Below are 19868 nucleotides of genomic sequence, written 5' to 3'. Positions count from 1 at the left end.
AAAACCAGGCCCGTTTCGAAAGATGCGGGCCTTTTTGTTTTTATGTGCATGGATGGACGGTACACCGAAAATGCAGGAGCAATTTTCGGTGGGCTTTGTAGAAATTTAAATACAGGAAAAATCATAATGAATTCTCAAGTAACACGTTGGCACTGGTGGCGATTTCCTGTTTAGCGGGCCGGACAACTATTGTCCGAATACAGCCAAAAAGCCCGCTTAACGCGGGCTTTTTTTAACACTTTTTAGGGAAAACCATGAACTTACAGCAAATCACCAGTACCACAGGGCAAGTCGCCAGCTTTAGTCAGACGCTGAGTATTCAGCCTGATCCGCTGCAAAGCTTCAGAGCCTTAACCAGCCAGGGCCAAATGGCGCTGTTACTGGAATCGGCAGAAATTGACAGCAAAAACAGCTTAAAAAGCCTGATGCTGATTGATGCGGCTTTACGTATTGAATGCAACGGCTTACAGGTTCAGGTTGAAGCTTTAACCGATAATGGCAAAACCTTATTGCCTTATCTGGCGTCTTTGCTGCAAGGCAAAGCAGAACTTGATTTGTCATCCAACCAACTCAGAGTGCAGTTTACCAAAGCTGACCCACTGCTGGATGAAGAAAGCCGTTTATTGCTGCCCAATTCACTGACTGTATTGCGTTTACTGCAACAACAACTACAGAACAACAGCGACGAGCCACTGGCAGTTTTTTTAGGTGGTGTCATAGGCTACGATTTAGTGGCTATGGTAGAAGACTTGCCCCAAGTGCCGACTGCTGAAAACCAATGCCCTGATTATCTGTTTTATCTGGCTGAAACTTTGTTGGTGGTGGATCATCAGGCAGGCAATAGCCGCTTGATTGGAAATGTGTTTTGTGGCGCGGCAGCCCAGCAACAGTATTTTGTGATAGGTCAGCGTTTATCAGAGCTGCAGCAGCTATTGCAGCAATCAACTAATACAACAACTGCAACAGAGCCAGCCGCCAAAGTGGAAGTCAAAGTAGATATCAACGACGCCGACTTTGTCGCTCAAGTCGAAATGCTAAAACAAAACATAGTGGCAGGTGATGTATTTCAGGTGGTGCCATCACGCTGTTTCAGTTTGCCCTGCCCTGATCCACAAGCGGCCTACGCCAAACTGAAACAACAAAATCCCAGCCCTTATATGTTTTACCTGCAGGACAGAAACTTCAGCTTATTTGGTGCCTCTCCTGAGTCGGCTTTGAAGTATGAAGCGGCCACAGCACAAGTAGAAATTTACCCTATAGCAGGCACTCGCCGCCGTGGTTTTGCCGAGAATGGCAGCATAGACCGCGATTTAGACAGCCGTATTGAGCTGGAGCTGCGTCAGGACGAAAAAGAGAAAGCCGAACACTTAATGCTGGTCGATTTAGCCCGTAACGACGTAGCCCGCATCAGTGTGCCGGGCAGTCGTTATGTTAAAGAGCTGCTAAAAGTAGACCGTTATTCTTACGTGATGCATTTAGTCTCCCGTGTGGTCGGTACTTTAAAACCTGAACTGGATGCACTTCATGCCTATCAGGCCTGTATGAATATGGGCACTTTAGTGGGCGCACCTAAAGTACGGGCAGCAGAGCTTATTCGTGGTGTCGAGAAAAAACGCCGTGGCAGTTATGGTGGCGCTGTAGGTTATTTAGCAGGCAATGGCGATTTTGACAGCTGTATTGTCATTCGCTCGGCTTATGTGCAAAACGGCATGGCTTATATTCAGGCTGGCGCAGGTGTGGTGTACGACAGTGTGGCACAAGCCGAAGCGGATGAAACCCGCAGCAAAGCTCAGGCCGTGATTAACGCTATTCAGTCTGCAGGAGCGGCGCAATGAGTGTTGTGTATCTTTTAGATAATTTAGATTCGTTCAGCTACAACCTGGTCGATGAAGTAGCCCAGTTAGGTTTTAGCTTAAAGCTGTACCGTAATACGGTGCCTGCTGCTTATATCTTTGAAAAAATGCAGCAGGAACAACAGCCTGTGGTGTTGCTGTTATCCCCAGGCCCTGGCGCACCAGCACAAGCCGGTTCAATGCCTGAATTGATAGCGCTTTGTGCAGGCAGATTCCCGATGCTCGGTATTTGTTTAGGCCATCAGGCACTAGTGGAGCATTATGGCGGTGTAGTCGGTCGGGCTGGCGAGACCGTACATGGTAAAACCTCTATTATTGAACTGAGTGATCACCCGGTGTTCGGCGTTTTACCTAAACAATTTCCTGTGGCGCGTTATCATTCGTTAATGGCGACAGAAGTCCCCAATTCGCTGCAGGTGATAGCAGCCTACCAGCATATTCCTATGGCGATAGTGCATGAAAAACATAAGGCTTTGGGTTACCAGTTTCACCCTGAGTCTATTCTGACTACTTTAGGTAAGCCTTTGCTAAAGCAAAGTCTGGACTACTTAATGAAAAACGCAGGAGCGAAAATATGAGCCAGCCAATTTTAGCTTTGGTGCAGCAAAGCCTGAAAGCTGAAGCTTTATCTTTTGAACAAAGCCACGCTTTTTTTAGTGCTGTGGTTCAAGGCGAAGTGGAACCTGTATTGTTAACAGCACTTTTGGTTGCGCTGAAAATGCGTGGCGAAACAGCGGATGAAATAGCAGGTGCTGCCGCCGCTATGCGCGCTGCCGCCACCGAATTTCCGGCTAGTGTTGCTGGCGCTATAGATTGTTGTGGTACAGGCGGCGATGGCTCTAATACCATTAATATTTCCAGCACCGCAGCACTAGTGGCGGCCAGTATGGGATTGCCTGTGGCCAAACATGGCAACAGAAGCGTATCCTCCCAGTCAGGCTCTGCCGACTTGCTGGAGCAATTGGGCATTAACATTCAGATGAGCCCGGCAACAGCAGCCAAAGCCCTTAGTCAATGCAACAGCAGCTTCTTATTTGCACCTTTGTATCATGCTGGTATTAAGCATGCGATGCCGGTGCGTACAGCACTGAAAAGCCGCACCATTTTTAATTTATTAGGGCCGCTGATTAACCCGGCTAAACCTGATTATCAGTTGTTGGGGGTGTACGATCCGACTTTAACGCCTGTGATGGCAAAGGCGCTGCAGCAACTGGGTGTAAAAGCAGCCTGGGTGGTGCATGGCAGTGGTTGTGATGAAATTGCTTTGCATGGTGTGACTAACGTCAGCGCTGTGACCACAGCAGGTGCTGTTGAGCACTTTGAACTGACAGCCGCAGATTTTGGTTTACCTTCAGTCAGCTTAGCCGAGCTTGAAGGGGGCAATCCGGCAGACAATGCCAGGGCAACGCTGGCTATTTTACAAGGCACTGGCAAAACAGCACACAACCAGGCAGTGGCGGCTAATGTAGCTGCCATGCTGCATATCAGTGGTGCATATAAAGAGCAAAAAAATTTAAAACAGCTGACCCAATCTGTGCTTGAACATTTGGCTTCAGGACAGGCTTTTTCGACATTGACGCAGTTAAGGGAACTTAGTCATGGCTAATGTGTTAACCACTATTATCGATCATAAAAAACTGGAAGTGGCTGAACGTAAGCAAAAGCTGCCGCTGCAACAGTTTCAGGAGCTGGTGCAACCCAGCCAGCGTAATTTTTTAAAAGCGCTGCAACAAAAAGGCCCGCGTTTTATTCTGGAATGCAAAAAGGCGTCGCCTTCCAAAGGTTTAATTCGCAGCCCTTTTGATTTAGACGAAATTTGTGCCGCTTATGGCAAATATGCTGACTGTATTTCTGTGCTGACCGACGAGAAATTTTTTCAGGGCAGTTACGATTATCTGGCGAAAGTCAGAGCTAAAGTAAATCAGCCTCTGCTGCATAAAGATTTTATTATCGACGCCTATCAAATTTACCTTGGCCGTTTGCAGGGCTCTGATGCTGTGCTTTTGATGTTATCAGTGCTAAACGATCTGGAGTATCTGGAACTGGCTAAAGTCGCCAAAAGCTTAAATCTGACGATACTGACCGAAGTCAGCAATGAAGCCGAAACCCTGCGTGCTGTGGCTTTAGGTGCAGAACTGATTGGCATTAATAACCGTGATTTGCGTACTTTAGATACCCACTTAGACACCAGTTTCCGGCTGGCGCGTCTGATCCCGGAGGGGATCACTATCGTATCCGAATCAGGCATTTACAGCTCACAGCAAGTAAGGCAACTGGCTAAAGTAGCCGATGCTTATCTGGTAGGCAGCTCCTTGATGGCGCAGCCTGATTTAACCAATGCCTGTCGCGCTTTAATTCGTGGTGAACATAAGGTTTGTGGTTTAACCCGCCCTGAAGACAGTGCAGCAGCTTATGGCGCTGGTGCTTATTTTGGCGGCCTGATTTTTTATCCAAAATCACCACGCTTTGTCAGCATCGAACAAGCTAAAGCTGTGCAACAAGGCGCACCACAACTGCATTATGTCGGGGTTTTTGTCGATGAAGCAGCAGACACTGTGGCTGCAACAGCACGGGATTTAACACTGGCTGCAGTGCAGCTGCATGGTGATGAGTCCGACTTGTATTTACAAAAACTGCGGCCTTTATTACCAAAAAATACGGAGATCTGGAAAGCCTACCGCGTGCAACACAAGCTGCCAGAGCTGACACGCTACGCCGACCGTTATGTATTGGATGCTTATCATCCAGAGCAACCAGGTGGTACAGGAGAGCAATTTAACTGGCAGTTACTGGACGAACAATTATTGGATAAAAAGGTGATGCTGGCGGGTGGTTTAAATCCGGACAATGTGATTGCAGCACTGAAACATCAGGTACTGGCCGTGGATCTTAATTCAGGCCTCGAATCCGCTCCCGGCATCAAAGATGCGGGCAAAATTCAACAGGCTTTTGTGAACATCAGAGAATTCAGTCATGACTAAATTAAATTTAAACCCTTATTTTGGCGATTTTGGTGGCATGTTTGTGCCTGAGTTACTGGTGCCCGCTTTAGTGCAACTGGAACAGGCTTTTGTTGACGCGCAGCAAGACCCGGCTTTTATTGCCGAATTTCAGGCGCTGCTCAAAGACTATGCCGGACGCCCTACGCCTTTAACTTTATGCCGTAATGTGTCCCCTAACCCGCTGGCAAAAATTTACTTAAAACGTGAAGACTTATTGCACGGTGGCGCCCATAAAACCAATCAGGTATTAGGTCAGGCCTTGCTGGCTAAACGTATGGGCAAAAAAGACATTATTGCCGAAACCGGTGCTGGTCAGCATGGTGTGGCTACAGCTCTGGCCTGCGCTTTATTAGGCCTGAACTGCAAAATTTATATGGGTGCCAAAGATATTGACCGTCAGCAACCCAACGTATTTCGCATGAAACTGATGGGCGCTACTGTTATTCCTGTGACCGCAGGCTCTGGCACCTTAAAAGATGCAGTCAATGAAGCCATGCGTGACTGGTCAGGCAGTTATGCCACCAGCCATTATTTATTAGGTACTGCGGCAGGCCCTCACCCATTCCCGACTATAGTGCGCGAATTCCAGAAAATGATTGGTGAAGAAGCCAAACAACAAATTCTTGAAGCTGAAGGTAAATTACCGGACGCTGTGCTGGCTTGTGTCGGCGGTGGCTCCAACGCCATTGGTATGTTCGCTGATTTTATTAAAGAAGAAGGCGTGCGCTTAATTGGCATTGAACCAGGTGGTATGGGCATTGAAACCCATCAACATGGCGCAGCCTTAAGTACAGGCAGCTTTGGTATTTTGCATGGCGCTTACACCGCTATTATGCAAACCAAAGATGGTCAGATTGAAGAATCCTATTCTGTCTCCGCAGGTTTAGACTATCCGGCTGTAGGGCCACAACACACTTATTTGCAAAGCATAGGCCGCGCCGAATATGTGGCTATTAACGACGATGAAGCCTTAGCGGCTTTCCAGCATCTGGCAAAATCCGAAGGCATAATTCCAGCGCTTGAAAGCTCACATGCTTTAGCTCATGCGCTAAAAATGGCAGCTGCCGCCACAGAACCTTTGGTGCTTTTAGTCAACTTATCCGGTCGTGGTGACAAAGATTTAAACCACGTCTATTCAATTATTGGCGAAGCCCATATCAAACCTAACAACATGGCAGAGCGCAGCTAAGGAGATTTTTATGCAACGTTATCAGCAGTTATTCAGCCGCCTTAGCGATACCAAACAAGGTGCTTTTGTGCCATTCGTCACTATGGGCGATCCTGGTCTTGAGCTGTCTTTTGACATTATCAAAACCTTAATAGATGCAGGCGCCGACGCTTTAGAGCTGGGCATTCCTTTCTCCGACCCTATAGCTGATGGCCCGGTGATCCAAAACGCCAATATTCGTGCTTTGGCTGCAGGCGTCACTCCTGCTCAGTGTTTTGAGCTGATTGGCCGTATTCGTCAGTACCATAAAGACATTCCTATTGGCTTGTTGCTGTACAGCAATCTGGTGATGGCTAAAGGCATAGATAACTTCTATCTGCAAGCACAGCAAGCTGGTGTCGATTCTATTCTGATCGCCGATGTGCCACTTCATGAAAGCAAGTTATTCAGAAATGCAGCAATGAAACATGACATAGCGCCTATTTTTATTGCGCCGCCGAATATCACAGACGAGAGCTTACGTGAACTGGCCTCTTATGGCCGTGGTTACACCTATTTACTAAGCAGAGCCGGTGTTACAGGCACTGAAACTCAGGCCACTATGCCTGCCAGCACACTGATTAATCAGCTGAAAGAATACAATGCAGCCCCTACGCTTTTGGGTTTTGGTATCTCCAAACCAGAGCATGTTAAAGCGGCTATCGAAAGTGGTGCAGCAGGTGCGATTTCAGGTTCGGCTATAGTGCAAATTATTGAAAAATATCAACATCAGCCCGCAACTTTACTCAGTGAACTGTCGACTTTTGTGCGTGAGATGAAAGCAGCCACCTGATCCCCCCAACCTCAGTCAAAAGCAGATCAAAAGCAAAAACAAAGCCCGGCCATAGCTGGGCTTTGTGCTTTCTGCACATACTTTTTGCGTCTTAAATAATTTCAGTTACACCCTGCCCAAAAAAACTCTCCTGAATCAACAGTCTTAGCTTCAACACCCCAGTTCCACGATCGGGATCCACAGGGGAAAGGCTCAGTTGTGTGCGGCTGCGCACACAGTTGTCAGATTTGGCTGTGTATGGTGGCGGTGAAGACTTGTGATCACAGTCATTGGAATGGCAAAAAATGAAGCCAATAACTTCTTGCTTTATTTTTTTGCTACAGCAACTTCACCCTAAGACAGTCAGCCTCTAAGGGTGGTTAACAGGATGTAGCTATGAACACGCCCACAAGTTTCAAAAAGGAAGACAGCGGTTTTGGCTTCCTGAACAGGTTTTTAGACGTCATCGCTATAGGCGCAGCCTTATACCTGAGCCTGAAGTTATATGGCGAGGTCGTGACGACCAGTTACATTATGTTGTATTTCTCTGTCATGGCCGTTTATCTCTATACGGCAGAGTCGGTTCAGTTGTATCGCTCCTGGCGGATCAGCAGCGTGACCAGCAATATAGCTGTCGTCATGCTGTGTTTATTCGTCGCTTTTAGTTTGATGCAACTGGTTACCTTTGGCTTAAAAAGTACCGCAGACTATTCAAGAGTGGTGATAGTCGGCTGGTTTGCTTTGTCTTTTTGTTACACCTCAGTCTGGCGTATCGCTGCCAGGCTCCTGAAAAATACCCTGCATAAAAATGGCTACAATCTGCGCCGTGTGGCAGTGATTGGTTGCACCGTCAATGCAAAACGCCTGATTGATGAAATGACCAACAGACCGCAACTTGGACTGCAATTCTGTAATGTGTACGACGACAGAGAAGTGGATCGTCTACCTGAATGCGGTAAAACCATCACTGGGAAAATTGACGAATGCGTCGAGTCCGCCCGCGAGGGTTCCTTCGACAAACTCTACATTACCTTACCTTTATCCGCAGATAAGCGTATTGCAGACATTATTCAGCGCCTGGGCGATACCACAGTCGATGTGCACATAGTGCCTGATTTCCTGCTGTACAACCTGATGCATGCACGACTTGGCACTATAGGTGATGTCGAAACCTTAAGTGTATTTGAGTCGCCCTACTATGGTGCCCATGACTGGTTAAAGCGCTCCTTTGACGTCACAGTCAGCTCTATCGCCTTGTTATTATTGGCCATTCCTATGCTGGCTATAGCAGCAGCCATCAAAATCACCAGCCGTGGTCCTGTGTTGTTTAAACAGGATCGTTACGGTTTGGATGGCAAAGCTATCCGGGTGTTCAAGTTTCGCAGCATGACAGTGCAGGACAATGGCGCCCATGTGGTGCAGGCAAAAAAAGGCGATACCAGAATAACGCCCTTAGGCGCCATGCTGCGCCGCACCTCACTGGACGAGTTACCGCAGTTTATCAATGTACTCAGAGGTGAAATGTCTGTTGTGGGACCTCGCCCACATGCTGTTGCCCACAATGAACAGTATCGAAAGCTGGTCGCCTTTTACATGCTCAGACACAAAGTGAAACCAGGCATTACCGGCTGGGCGCAAATCAATGGCTGGCGCGGTGAAACAGATTCATTAGAGAAGATGGAAAAGCGTGTCGAATTTGACCTGACGTATATCAAAAACTGGTCATTGTGGTGGGATACAAAAATTGTATTTTTAACCTTTTTCCGCGGTTTTACAGGAAAGAACGTTTATTAAAGGACGCATTATGAAATCAAGGTTAACTATGATGACAGTACTGGCATGTGCCAGTATTGACGCATTTGCAGTCGATCCACAGTCTATTCAGACCGAGTCGGGCTTCGATATTACACCGCTTCTGAGCAGTGGCTTAAAATACGATAACAATATCGCCAGCAGCAGTAGTAACGAAACAGAGAGCTGGATTTTTACCCTGACCCCTTCAGTCAGGGCTGTACTGGACGATGGCGTCAGCAAAACAGAACTCAGCGCTGCGGCCTTTAACGGCACTTATTTTGACAGCAGTGGCGATAATTTCACCGATGTCTTGCTGGGCGGCCTGTTTGACACCAGTTTGTCGGAACACAGCAAAATAAACCTTAAAGCCGACTTAGTCTGGGGCCATGAAGACAGAGGTACAGGTATTACCGAAGGCCTGAATACAGATCAGGACCAGCCGACCCGTTTTAACACCCAAACTGCCTCTGGTTATTATGAATACGGCAGCACAATGGCTCCGGCCCGGCTACGTTTCGGCACCAAATACTACAACAAAGAGTATATGAACCAACACGAAGTGACGCAGTACCGTGACTACGACTCGCTGCTTGGCGGTGTTCACTTTTATTACGACACCCAATCTGGCACCACTGCTGTTTTCCAAAGCAGTGTTGAGGATATCAGCTACGACTTAGTTGACCCACAAGCGACACGCGACAGCAAAGATAGCCATGTCAAAGTGGGTGCTGAATGGCAAATCACCTCCATCACCTCGGGTGACATCAAAATTGGTTATCAGAATAAGAAATTTGATGACAGCAGCCGTGAAGACTTCAGTGGTTTAGCCTGGGCAATGAATGCGAACTGGTCGCCCTTTAGCTACAGCCATTTTAACCTTGGTACGGGTCGCAGGGCCAAAGATCCGTTGCAAGACGGAGATTACGTCAAGGAAACCACCTTCCAACTGGGGTGGACCCATAACTGGACAGAGTCCGTTCAAACCCAGCTGAACTACAACAGAATGGAAGAAAACTATGTCGGCGTCAGCCGCGAAGATGAAGGCGATGCTTATACAGCCAGCGTAAAATATGCGTTTCGCCGCTTTATTGATGTCACTTTTTTTACCACTATGACAGACAAAACCTCCTCTGTTCCGGGTATAGAATTTGATCGCAACATCACAGGCATCAGCTTCAACTTTTCGCTTTAACTTAATCTATTAACTGAATCTATTAACTCAATAGCAGGCTAAATTCATGCAACAACTCGCATTACTGCTGGTTACTTTGTGTCTGAGCTTCTCGTCCTGGGTGAATGCCCAGGATGATGTGGCGTATCTGTTAGGTCCTGGCGACAAAATTATTATCCAGGTCTACGGTGAAGAAGAACTCAAAATAGAAACACAGCTGACCGACAGCGGTAAAATCAACTACCCCTTTCTTGGTGAAATAGCCGCTAAAGGCCTGACCATCAAACAGCTGGAAAACCGTATTTACACCGGCTTAAAAGGCGATTTTTTTATTGAACCTAATGTCTTTGTTGGCATGGTGGAATACCGGCCATTTTTTATTCATGGCGAAGTCAAAATACCGGGAGGATTCCCTTACAAACCCGGCATGACAGTCAATCAGGCTGTGGCTTTGGCTGGAGGCCTGACGGAGAGGGCCTCAAAGGAGAAAATATTTATTACCCGTGAAGCCAGTAAAAACCAGCAAAAAAACGCAACCCTGAACACTAAAGTGAATGCAGGCGATACCATTACCATTGATCAGAGATTCTTTTAATGACAGCCTTAACGGATTTAACGGGCTCCCCCCAGCAGACTGTGCTTGATCTGCGAAAATACATTTCGATCATCAATATTAATAAATGGCGCATTCTGAGCATGGCCGTGCTTGTCAGTATTCTGGCTGTGCTGGTGGTGCTGAATATCCAGTCCAGATATGCCTCCACAGCCACTTTACTGATAGAAAGCCAGCAGGCAAAAGCTGTGTCTATTGAAGAAATTTATGGCATGAACTCCAGCCAGCAAGAGTATTACCTGACTCAGTTTGCCATACTAAAATCTCGGTCCATAGCTGAAGCAGTGGTGGATACACTGAATTTAAAAGACCACCCTGATTTTGTTGTAGAGCCAGGTTTAGTCAGTACGCTGCAAGAGTTATTGCCTTTTATCCCGGTAAAAAACACTGAATTCAGCGCAGAACAAATGGAGTTTCGAGCCAGAGAAAAGCTGATCACCGAATTTCAACAGCGTTTACACATTAACCCTATTGCAAAAACCCAGCTGGTACAAATCAGCTTTACCACCTTTTCAGCAGAGCTGGCCTCGCAAGTCGCCAACGCAGTCGGTGAAGCCTATATCCATAGCCAGCTCGAAGCTAAACTCGGCATTACTCAAAGAGCATCCAGCTGGCTTGGAAGTCGTTTAGCTGAATTACGTATCCAGTTGGACGAGTCGGAAGCACAACTGCAAGCCTATCGCGAAAAAGAAGGCCTGATTGATGTTGAAGGTGTGCGCGGTTTAGGCGCAAAAGAGCTGGCGAGGTTATCGGATGAATTAACCGAAGCCCGCTCACGCAAAGCTCAGATTGACGGCTTTATCCGGGTGATACGCCAGTATGGCATCAACAATATGGAACAACTGGAAAGTCTGCCGGAAATTACCGCACATAAAGGCGTACAGGATGTAAAAACCCAACTGGTGCTGACAGAACGCAGGGTATCAGAGCTGTCAAAAATTTATGGCCCCAGGCACCCTAAACTGATGGCAGCCCAAAGTGAACTGACAGCTGTGCAGGACAATCTGCATGGCCAGATCAGAAAGTTGATTGCCGGTATTGAAAATGAAGCCCGCTCTGTTGAGGAGAATGTCAGTTCGCTGGAAGCAGAACTTTCAAAAGCCAAAACTCAGTATCAGGATGTCAGCTTAAAAGAAACCAGCTATCAGAGGCTGGAACGTGAAGTCTTCACCAACCGCCAGCTGTATGAAACATTTTTAGCCCGGCAAAAAGAAACCCAGGTGACCAGTGATTTTAATTCAGCTATAGCCCGTTTTACCGATCTGGCGGTGACAGCAACAGAACCGGTCGCGCCCAAACGCAAGCTGATCCTTATGCTGGTTTTTATCGCCACTTTAGGCTTTGGCATACTGGTGGCTTTTGCTCTGGATGCGCTAAATGACACCATTAAATCGCCTTATGATGTAGAAAACCATTTAGGCCAGCGCGCTCTGGGTTTTATGCCTGAACTTTCACATAAAAAACACCAGGATTTGCCGTTATACAGTTTTTTTTCTGAGCAGCAAAAACAATATGCCGAAGCAGTTCGCAGTATCAGAACCAGTCTGACGTTGTTGTCTTTGGACAAGCCCATGAAGTTCATTGAGCTAACCTCTTCAGTGCCATCCGAAGGCAAGTCTACGGCTGCTGTTAATTTAGCTTTTGCTTTTGGCCAGATGGAAAAAGTACTGCTGATTGATGCCGATATGCGTCGGCCCTCGCTGGCCAAACGATTTGGTTTACCAGCCTATCAGCCAGGTCTGGCCAATTTAATTGCCGGTCGTGAACAACTTGAGGATTGTATTGTACTGGACGAAAAATCAGGGATCAGTGTATTACCAGCTGGTAACGTGCCACCCAATCCACTGGAGCTGCTGTCCTCTCCCCGCTTTGCTGAACTGTTAAAACAGCTGGCACAAGGCTACGACAGAATTATTATTGATACCCCACCGGTGCAGGCGGTTAGTGACGCTTTATTGATTGCCAAGCAGGTGGATGCAGTGGTTTATGTAGTAGCGGCCGATCAAACCCGCGGCACTGCAGTACAAAGCGGCATAGCCAAGTTGCTGCAAACCGAAAATAACCTTTGTGGTGTGATACTGAACAAAGTCAATATGAAAAAAATGACGCAAAGTTATGGCGATTACAGTCATTACGGCTACGAGCATTACCATAGCAATGAGACAAACTAATGTATGACCTGCATTGTCATTTAATACCAGGTCTGGATGACGGTGCCCAAACCGCAGCAGAGGCACTTTGCCTGCTGCGGCTGGCTCAACACAATGGCATCAGCCATATAGTGATGACACCCCATATCAACCCTGGCCATTTTGACAACACCAAAGCCACGATCCATCAGGGTCTGGTTGAGTTACAACAACTGGCCAGGGATCATCAGTTGACAGTACAACTGGCCGCAGCTGCAGAAGTGCGTTTATGTACAGAACTGCCGGCCTGGGTGGAAGCCGCGGCCTTACCTTATCTGGGCGAATATCAGGGCTATCAGGTGCTACTTCTGGAGTTCCCGCACAGCCATATACCCACAGGCACAGATCGCTTAGTGAAATGGTTAGTGGCTAAAAATGTACTGCCGATGATCGCTCATCCGGAGCGGAACAGGGAAATACAAGCGGATCTGAGAAAATTGCTGCCCTTCAGGCGTTTGGGCTGTTTACTACAGTTAACCGCCAGCTCAGTGCTGGGTGATATGGGAGAGCGCAGTCAGCAGACTGCGCTTGAGCTGCTGCGTCAAAAGGCATTTCATATAGTGGCTACCGATAGTCACAATCTGCACCGCCGTCCCCCTAAGCTGGCCGAAGCCCGGCACCTTATCACCTCACTTTTTGGTGATGACTACGCCCGGCAATTGGTTATTGAAAACCCTAAAGCGATCAGCCAGATCCATTTTAGTGAAGATACTTATGCCTGAAGCTGACCTCTTGCCAGACGACAGGCTAAAAGTTCCAGGTTTTGGCAGCACGATAAGCCGGGCTTTGGCTCTCCCTGCCCTGCTGCTGTTGGCAGCTTGCGTCTGGCATATAGCGCCGACCGGACTTGCCAGTGTCTGGTATTTTAAAGCCAATCACACTATAGAGCTTTGGTCAGAGCAGCCTGATTTATTAACTCAGGACAGCTGGCAGCACGCAAGCAGTGCTATCGATCAGGCCATCCGGTTGCACCCAAAACATCCGCATTATTTGTTAACCAAAGCAAAAATCAATGAATGGGGCTGGTACTCAGGTTTTATGACAGGCAAAGAACTGGAAGAAACTGAGCAGTATTATCTGGCAGCCATTAAAATCAGACCCAACTGGCCCAATGCCTACGCAGACTATGCTTATTATCTGGCGGTAACTCAGTTTCGGCTCACTGAAGCTTTTGAGCAATTACAACTGGCGAAACGTTACGGCCCTTATATGCCGGAAACCTTGTTACGTCAGTTAGCCGTCGGATTTTTGCGTTGGGATGCCCTGAACCCAACGCAAAAAACAGAAACTCTGCTGGCCTTACAAGCCGTAGTGCTGACAGGCTACCCTTTGCATAGCAAAGCCCGGATCATGGTCAAAGAGGCAAAACAACAGCAGGCGGCTTGCACTTATCTGACCGCCCATAAAAACAACTTTCCAGCAGATATTCAACAACGCATCCAAAAAGATTTTTGTCTTAAAGTTACAGAATCAACGCAAGCACTTTAGCCAGAACTTTCCCGACCAACGCTTTGGCTTTTTGTTCAGATACAGACTCCGCATAACATCTAAGCTCAGGCGCATTGCCTGAAGGGCGCAGGTGTACTATATCGCCATTAGTCAGAGTTACACGCAGCCCATCTGTTGTATCAACAGACAGCACTTTTGTATCCAGCCCTAACGCAGAGACAAAATGCTCTGCGTTCATCGCTGCCTTGCTCAGCAGTTGCTGACTCAGCTCTGTGGCAAAGTTGCTGATGCGCTGACTGGCAGTAAAACGTGCAGGTAATTGTGATAACAGCTCTGACACAGCTCTGCCTCTGGCAAGCTCAATACAGGCCAGCAAAGGTAAAATCGCATCTCGTGTCGGTAAAGCAGTCAGACGTCTTTCCTGCTTTTGTAAATCACAGGCCAGTAAAAAACCACCATTGGCTTCAAAACCTGCCACAGCCGGATACTGCTCTAACTGACCGAATGCTTCAATCACATAAGGCGAGCCAATACGGGTTCGCAGTACCTGCAAAAACCAACCAGACTGTTCAATGGCGGTATTACAACTGACGGGTACAGCCAAAGCCTGAATCTTTAACGCTTTGGCAGCCAGCAAACCCAGTATATCACCGCGCAGCCAACGGCCTTTTTCGTCCGCAACCATAGGCCTGTCGCCATCGCCATCGGTAGAAAACAGCAAATCCAGTTGATGTTCCAAAGTCCACAACACAGCTTTTTGTTCATCTTCTTCAGACACAGCTTCGGTATCTATAGGCACAAAGTGATCTGAACGCCCCAGTCTGATCACACAAGCCCCTAACTGCTGCAGCAACTCAGCGTAAATATCACGTCCAGCGCTGGAATGCTCATAAATGCCTATGGTCATGCCTTTAGCCAGATCCGGTGGAAACCAATCCAGATAACGTTGTTTATAGTCTTGGGCAGCAGCAGGGTTCAGCGTCAATTCTGCCGCACAAACAGGCAGGCTGAATGGCACCTCAACAGCAAGCATCTGCAGTTCGTCCTGCTTGGTAATTTCACCCTGAGGGCGATAAAATTTCAGACCATTACGGTCAAAAGGAATATGGCTGCCTGTCACCATAATGGCCGCTATGCTCTGCTTCATAGCGGCGTAAGCCAAAGCAGGCGTAGGAATAACCCCATAATAATCCAGCTCAAGCCCCAACTTCTGCACAGCGGCGGCACACCAGGAGGCTATCAGAGGGCTGCTGGGTCTGTTGTCTATGGCCAGAGCTATACGCTGCACATCATGGTTTTGCTGCAGTAATTTGATAAAAGCCAGCGTAAAGGCACAACATAACTCTGGCGTAAAATCGACCACCAGGCCACGGGCGCCACTGGTACCAAACTGTACTGAGCTTTGCCGGATCAGTGTGCTGCTGATGAAGTGAGCCATCTTGCCTCCTTAAGTTCTGCCATATCTGTCCTCAAAACGCACTATATCGTCTTCACCTAAATAACTGCCCGATTGCACTTCAATCAGTTCCAGCAGCACTTTTCCAGGATTCTCCAGCGCATGCACAGCGGTGACAGGAATATACACCGACTGGTTTTCAGTAATAAATTGTTCAGTCCCATTAATAGTCACTTTGGCGGTACCAGACACCACTATCCAGTGCTCAGCCCTGTGATGGTGCATTTGCACAGACAGTTTGGCACCAGGTTTAACGCTAATACGTTTGACCTGAAAACGCGGTCCTGTATCCACAGAGTCATACTTGCCCCAGGGGCGGTAGACTTCACGGTGAACATTCACTTCAGGACGGCTGGCCACTTTTAACTGGCTGACAATATGTTTAATGTCCTGGGTATGATCTTTATGAGCCACCAGCACCGCATCTTTGGTATTGACGATCACCAGATCCTGCACCCCAACCACAGCAATCAGTTTGTCGTCAGAATGCACATACAGATCATGCGAATTGTGCAGGAATACTTCGCCACGCAGTACGTTATTTTGCTCATTTTTGCTGGCAATTTGCCATAAGGCGGCAAAGCCCCCTACATCGTTCCAGCCAGCGTCCAAAGGCACAACCACTGCATCTGTGGTTTTTTCCATCACCGCATAGTCGATGGACTCTGCAGCGCAACGGCTAAAGGCTTCGGTATCAATGCGGATAAAATCCAGATCTTGTGTCAGTTGTGCCACAGCCTCGCTGCAGCACTGATAAATATCAGGCCTGTGCAGCTTCAGTTCAGCTAAATAACAGGATGCTTTAAACATAAAGATGCCGCTGTTCCAATAGTAGTCACCACTGGCCAGATAAGCTTCAGCTGTGGCCAGGTCCGGCTTTTCAACAAAAGCTGCCACCTGATAAGCAGACTCACCCAACAGATCAGCAGCCACTTCCCCCCGCCTTATATAGCCATAGCCTGTTTCAGCATGAGCAGGCACAACACCAAAAGTAACCAGCTTGCCCTGTTCTGCCAGCGCAGTGGCCTGAGTCACTGCAGTGTGAAAAGCAGCAACATTCTGGATCAGGTGATCCGCAGCCAGTACCAGTAGCAAGGGATCCTCGCCCTGTTGCCGGGCTATAAAAGCGGCCAGCGCTATAGCAGGCGCTGTATTGCGCCCTGCAGGTTCAAGCAAAATAGCGGTATTCAGCAGTTTTAACTGTTTCACCTGCTCCGCCGTAATAAAGCGGTTTTCTTCATTGCAGATAATCATAGGGGGCTGGTGAGGTAAGCCATTTAACCGCAACAAGGTTTCCTGCAACAGGCTGTATTCACCACAAAGCGGGATAAATTGTTTTGGATAATTGCTGCGGGATAAAGGCCACAAACGGCTGCCGGTTCCGCCGGCAACAATAACAGGATAAATCACAGAACCTCCTTGTCAGACTTACTGTACAAAACATCCAATGCGTATTGACCAACAAATACTGCTACGCACAGGACCAACGATAACAATGCTGACTGCAACAGCAGCAGTATGGAGGTCAGATAATCCGCCTTTGACAAGGGAAACATCGGCTCAACACTGTACAGAGCAAAAGGCAGCATGATTAAAAAACATACCTTGTAGAAGGCATAAGCAGGCCTGGTCTGAAATACAAAACGGTACATCACAAAAAAACAAAATAAGTAGTTGATCACAAAAGAGCAGACAATTAACAGGCACAGCAGCAGGATATCTTCATAAAAAGCCCCCACTGCTATCGCCATGAAGGTGGTGACAACAGAAAAAAGCCCACAATAAAACTGTAATCTGGACTGACCAAAGGATTGATAAATAGCCCCTGTTGAACTCAACACCATCTGAAGCGGAATAGAAACCGAAAACACAGTCAGAATGGGTTCCACCGCCTCCCAGCCCGGGCCAAACAAAAGATAGACCAGAGCGCCAGAGCCATTATAAAAAACGATGGAGACAAAGAGGCCTAAATAAGCCAGTGGCCTTAGTACCCGCAAAAATTCTGAGGCTACAAAACTCACATTGGCTTTGTGTTTAGTCAGGGTGGGCTGCAAAGCTGGCGTAATGGCAAAGGTAAAGAGTTGCAACGGATAACGCATCACCTGATAAGACTTGTCATAAAAGGCCGTCACACTCAGGCCAAAAAATTTCGCCACTATGATGGTATCGAGATTTCTGGAGAAAAAATTGACCAGATTAAACAAAAACTGAAATTTGACAAAACTCACTATGGTTTTAAACACCACAAGGTCGCGGCCTAAGGCCGGACGGCCCACTTCGGTCAACGCAGACATCTGATAATAAAACATAAATCTGAACACAAAAGGCGAGCAGACTTTGAATAACAGCGCATAAAAGCCATAGGAAAAGTAGAACAGCACCAGACACATCAGTAAAGACACTGTTTCTGCATAGATCTCCGCCCGTGCAATCAGGATAAATTTGGAACCACGTTGCAATGAGGCCAATGGCGACGTCGTCAGGCAGACAAAAAATACCGTGACAGCAATAAAAAGCGCTGCATAAGGCATGTCTTTCATACCAATCCAAAAGCAAACCAATGGAAAAGCAAAAAGACTTAAGGTTGCCAGCAACAACCCCATCAGCAGGCTTAATGACATCAGGCCATTGCGCTGACTGACCGAAACATCATCCAAATACACCACAGCAGGAACAATGGAGGTGGAGCTGATCAGTACCATCAGGGTGATAAATACCTGAACAATAGCGACATAGCCAAAATCGCCGGGAGCAAACAACCTGGCCAGTAACACCATAGAAATAATCTGAAATGCATAAAGGCTGTATTTGCCCAACAAGCTGCGTTTTATCGCCTGGTTTAATTCCAGACCAGATTGGCTGCTCACAGACTGCCAGCCAGCTTTCGGATTTCTTCTGCAAACTTGTAATTGACTATATCTACCGGTGTTTTAATGATTTTAGTAGCGGCCAACTGCTCATAGCTGATATCAGGCATGTCCCTTTGATTGCTGACAATGTAAAACTTGTCATTCACCAGCTCTTCAGCAATTTGCAGCTGGTGATCATCAGAAAACTCGTTCTGAGCATGCAGTCGGGGTATAAAAATCACAGTTTTGCGGTAGGACAGCATTAAATTGATACTGCCTATGCCGCAATGACTGATCACCAGCGCTGCCTTTTGTACATAATCTTCGACATCAGGCCGGCTCAGATTACTGACCACCCTATGAGTGGCTGCTGTGGCATGGATCAGATTAGGACCTGACTGGATCACCCAGTCGACCCGAGGGTCTTTATATAGCGGCATGGCGGCTATGTACTCAAACAGCCGGGCAAACATGTAGACATTGGTGCCGACAGTCACAAAGATTAAAGGCCGTTCCACATTAATTTCTTCATCTTTGGGGTACGCATTTTCCGATAAGATATCGAAACATTTCCCCAAATAAATACAATCAAACTTTTCTGCCATGGCTTTCCACTGGCAAATAAAATAATGGGCCAGTTTTAGTTTTTTAATCATTTTCCCGGTATTTGATAATTCCTTTACCCGGGATAAGGTGTCGATAAAAATAACCTTGCAGCCAAACAAACGGGCCACTACAGCAAAAGGTAAAAAGATGGGGCCTCCGGTACTGATCACTACTTTGGGCATTAAACGGGCAAACAAATAAAAGCCAACAAAGAAGTTCAGCAGATGAACAAAGAAATTAAATTGAGTGGATCTGACCACTATCACTTTGTTTGGAATACCCACCAGATTATTTAAGTTGGTGATGATGGTAAAATCATCCAGTTTTGAACATGCACACAAGGCCTGGGTCAAATGACCACCGGCTGATGCAATCACCACTATTTTATTCGACATAAGTTGCTCCTGCAGGGTCTCTGAATCTAATAATTTTTGCCGGCACACCGGCCACAATGGCAAAATCAGGCACTGAACGTGTGACTACAGCGCCAGCCCCAACAATAGCGCCTCTGCCAATGGTCACTCCAGGCAGCACTACCGCATTTCGGCCAATCCAGACATCATCAGAAATGATGACCTCCAGCTCCTCGCTGTACCCTTGTTGGCTGATCGGAACATCAGTCCGGTCAAAAGCATGCATCCTGCTTAAAATGGACACATGAGGTGCAATCAATACATCATTGCCCAAGGTTACTTTTTCTAAGTACACATTTTCATTGATCCGGCAGCCGGAACCCATTTTTATATTTTTTCCATTGCCTATATATAAGTCAGGTCCAATCATAGAATGATGACCACCGGGTTGAATTATTTTTATAATTTTTGTCAGATACCAGACTCTGAAATCACAAAAAAATGAAACAAACCTGGCCGAAGGCAACTTTGATATCAGCATGTAATATAAAATT

At 47.2% G+C, this 19868-nt stretch carries 17 protein-coding genes; 12 read left to right on the top strand and 5 right to left on the bottom strand.

Features of this window, described 5'->3' with window-relative positions; genetic code table 11:
- The first annotated feature begins 254 nt into the window (after positions 1-254).
- The 12 genes from J2W69_RS01550 to J2W69_RS01495 all read left to right on the top strand — a co-directional run bounded on the left by J2W69_RS01550 (position 255) and on the right by J2W69_RS01495 (position 14089).
- On the top strand, positions 255-1835 hold the full coding sequence (locus tag J2W69_RS01550) for an anthranilate synthase component 1 (protein ID WP_310273882.1): 1581 nt from the start codon (positions 255-257) through the stop codon (positions 1833-1835).
- Positions 1832-2431: an aminodeoxychorismate/anthranilate synthase component II gene (locus J2W69_RS01545; RefSeq protein ID WP_310273880.1), complete on the top strand. Its 600-nt coding sequence runs from the start codon at positions 1832-1834 to the stop codon at positions 2429-2431. Before J2W69_RS01550 ends, J2W69_RS01545 begins: the two co-directional genes overlap by 4 nt.
- Positions 2428-3459 carry an anthranilate phosphoribosyltransferase gene (gene trpD / locus J2W69_RS01540; protein WP_310273878.1) on the top strand — a complete coding sequence of 344 codons (1032 nt, stop codon included), beginning with the start codon at positions 2428-2430 and terminating at the stop codon, positions 3457-3459. Before J2W69_RS01545 ends, trpD begins: the two co-directional genes overlap by 4 nt.
- Positions 3452-4834: a bifunctional indole-3-glycerol-phosphate synthase TrpC/phosphoribosylanthranilate isomerase TrpF gene (gene trpCF / locus J2W69_RS01535; protein WP_310273876.1), complete on the top strand. Its 1383-nt coding sequence runs from the start codon at positions 3452-3454 to the stop codon at positions 4832-4834. Before trpD ends, trpCF begins: the two co-directional genes overlap by 8 nt.
- Complete coding sequence (gene trpB / locus J2W69_RS01530) at positions 4827-6044, top strand: tryptophan synthase subunit beta (RefSeq protein WP_233008954.1); 1218 nt, start codon at positions 4827-4829, stop codon at positions 6042-6044. Before trpCF ends, trpB begins: the two co-directional genes overlap by 8 nt.
- Positions 6045-6054: 10 nt before the next feature.
- On the top strand, positions 6055-6855 hold the full coding sequence (gene trpA, locus J2W69_RS01525; protein ID WP_310273874.1) for a tryptophan synthase subunit alpha: 801 nt from the start codon (positions 6055-6057) through the stop codon (positions 6853-6855).
- Between the two features lie 375 nt (positions 6856-7230).
- Positions 7231-8628 (top strand): undecaprenyl-phosphate glucose phosphotransferase, encoded by a 1398-nt coding sequence (locus J2W69_RS01520; RefSeq protein WP_310273872.1) that lies wholly within the window; start codon positions 7231-7233, stop codon positions 8626-8628.
- A gap of 10 nt (positions 8629-8638) precedes the next feature.
- Positions 8639-9820 carry an outer membrane beta-barrel protein gene (locus J2W69_RS01515; protein WP_310273870.1) on the top strand — a complete coding sequence of 394 codons (1182 nt, stop codon included), beginning with the start codon at positions 8639-8641 and terminating at the stop codon, positions 9818-9820.
- A 46-nt stretch (positions 9821-9866) separates the two neighbouring features.
- Positions 9867-10394 (top strand): polysaccharide biosynthesis/export family protein, encoded by a 528-nt coding sequence (locus tag J2W69_RS01510; RefSeq protein WP_310273868.1) that lies wholly within the window; start codon positions 9867-9869, stop codon positions 10392-10394.
- Positions 10394-12583 (top strand): GumC family protein, encoded by a 2190-nt coding sequence (locus J2W69_RS01505; RefSeq protein ID WP_310273866.1) that lies wholly within the window; start codon positions 10394-10396, stop codon positions 12581-12583. Before J2W69_RS01510 ends, J2W69_RS01505 begins: the two co-directional genes overlap by 1 nt.
- Entirely contained in the window at positions 12583-13323 is a 741-nt protein-coding gene (locus J2W69_RS01500) for a tyrosine-protein phosphatase (protein ID WP_310273864.1), read from the top strand. The genes J2W69_RS01505 and J2W69_RS01500 overlap by 1 nt, the downstream gene beginning before the upstream one ends.
- A complete protein-coding gene (locus J2W69_RS01495; protein WP_310273862.1) occupies positions 13316-14089 on the top strand; it encodes a hypothetical protein in 774 nt (257 codons plus the stop codon). Before J2W69_RS01500 ends, J2W69_RS01495 begins: the two co-directional genes overlap by 8 nt.
- Here J2W69_RS01495 and J2W69_RS01490 read toward each other — a convergent pair.
- The 5 genes from J2W69_RS01490 to J2W69_RS01470 are packed head-to-tail and all read right to left on the bottom strand — an operon-like array spanning position 14064 to position 19744.
- Positions 14064-15488 carry a phosphomannomutase gene (locus J2W69_RS01490; RefSeq protein WP_310273860.1) on the bottom strand — a complete coding sequence of 475 codons (1425 nt, stop codon included), beginning with the start codon at positions 15486-15488 and terminating at the stop codon, positions 14064-14066. The genes J2W69_RS01495 and J2W69_RS01490 overlap by 26 nt on opposite strands.
- 9 nt (positions 15489-15497) lie before the next feature.
- Entirely contained in the window at positions 15498-16916 is a 1419-nt protein-coding gene (locus J2W69_RS01485) for a mannose-1-phosphate guanylyltransferase/mannose-6-phosphate isomerase (RefSeq protein ID WP_310273858.1), read from the bottom strand.
- Entirely contained in the window at positions 16913-18373 is a 1461-nt protein-coding gene (locus tag J2W69_RS01480; RefSeq protein WP_310273855.1) for an oligosaccharide flippase family protein, read from the bottom strand. Before J2W69_RS01480 ends, J2W69_RS01485 begins: the two co-directional genes overlap by 4 nt.
- Positions 18370-19356, bottom strand: a complete 987-nt coding sequence (locus J2W69_RS01475; protein WP_310273852.1) for a glycosyltransferase — start codon at positions 19354-19356, stop codon at positions 18370-18372. The genes J2W69_RS01480 and J2W69_RS01475 overlap by 4 nt, the downstream gene beginning before the upstream one ends.
- Positions 19346-19744 carry an acyltransferase gene (locus J2W69_RS01470; protein ID WP_310273850.1) on the bottom strand — a complete coding sequence of 133 codons (399 nt, stop codon included), beginning with the start codon at positions 19742-19744 and terminating at the stop codon, positions 19346-19348. The genes J2W69_RS01475 and J2W69_RS01470 overlap by 11 nt, the downstream gene beginning before the upstream one ends.
- Positions 19745-19868: the final 124 nt, after the last annotated feature.

Origin of the sequence: Rheinheimera soli, from assembly GCF_031457405.1 — a bacterium.
GTDB lineage: Bacteria > Pseudomonadota > Gammaproteobacteria > Enterobacterales > Alteromonadaceae > Pararheinheimera > Pararheinheimera soli_A.
Note: the sequence above shows the minus strand (reverse complement) of the source record. Positions and strands in the feature narration are given on the sequence as shown.

Coding starts and splice junctions, on each gene's coding strand:
- J2W69_RS01550 (WP_310273882.1), top strand. CDS start 255: ATGAACTTACAGCAAATCACCAGTACCACAGGGCAAGTCGCCAGCTTT.
- J2W69_RS01545 (WP_310273880.1), top strand. CDS start 1,832: ATGAGTGTTGTGTATCTTTTAGATAATTTAGATTCGTTCAGCTACAAC.
- trpD (WP_310273878.1), top strand. CDS start 2,428: ATGAGCCAGCCAATTTTAGCTTTGGTGCAGCAAAGCCTGAAAGCTGAA.
- trpCF (WP_310273876.1), top strand. CDS start 3,452: ATGGCTAATGTGTTAACCACTATTATCGATCATAAAAAACTGGAAGTG.
- trpB (WP_233008954.1), top strand. CDS start 4,827: ATGACTAAATTAAATTTAAACCCTTATTTTGGCGATTTTGGTGGCATG.
- trpA (WP_310273874.1), top strand. CDS start 6,055: ATGCAACGTTATCAGCAGTTATTCAGCCGCCTTAGCGATACCAAACAA.
- J2W69_RS01520 (WP_310273872.1), top strand. CDS start 7,231: ATGAACACGCCCACAAGTTTCAAAAAGGAAGACAGCGGTTTTGGCTTC.
- J2W69_RS01515 (WP_310273870.1), top strand. CDS start 8,639: ATGAAATCAAGGTTAACTATGATGACAGTACTGGCATGTGCCAGTATT.
- J2W69_RS01510 (WP_310273868.1), top strand. CDS start 9,867: ATGCAACAACTCGCATTACTGCTGGTTACTTTGTGTCTGAGCTTCTCG.
- J2W69_RS01505 (WP_310273866.1), top strand. CDS start 10,394: ATGACAGCCTTAACGGATTTAACGGGCTCCCCCCAGCAGACTGTGCTT.
- J2W69_RS01500 (WP_310273864.1), top strand. CDS start 12,583: ATGTATGACCTGCATTGTCATTTAATACCAGGTCTGGATGACGGTGCC.
- J2W69_RS01495 (WP_310273862.1), top strand. CDS start 13,316: ATGCCTGAAGCTGACCTCTTGCCAGACGACAGGCTAAAAGTTCCAGGT.
- J2W69_RS01490 (WP_310273860.1), bottom strand. CDS start 15,488: ATGGCTCACTTCATCAGCAGCACACTGATCCGGCAAAGCTCAGTACAG.
- J2W69_RS01475 (WP_310273852.1), bottom strand. CDS start 19,356: ATGTCGAATAAAATAGTGGTGATTGCATCAGCCGGTGGTCATTTGACC.
- J2W69_RS01470 (WP_310273850.1), bottom strand. CDS start 19,744: ATGATTGGACCTGACTTATATATAGGCAATGGAAAAAATATAAAAATG.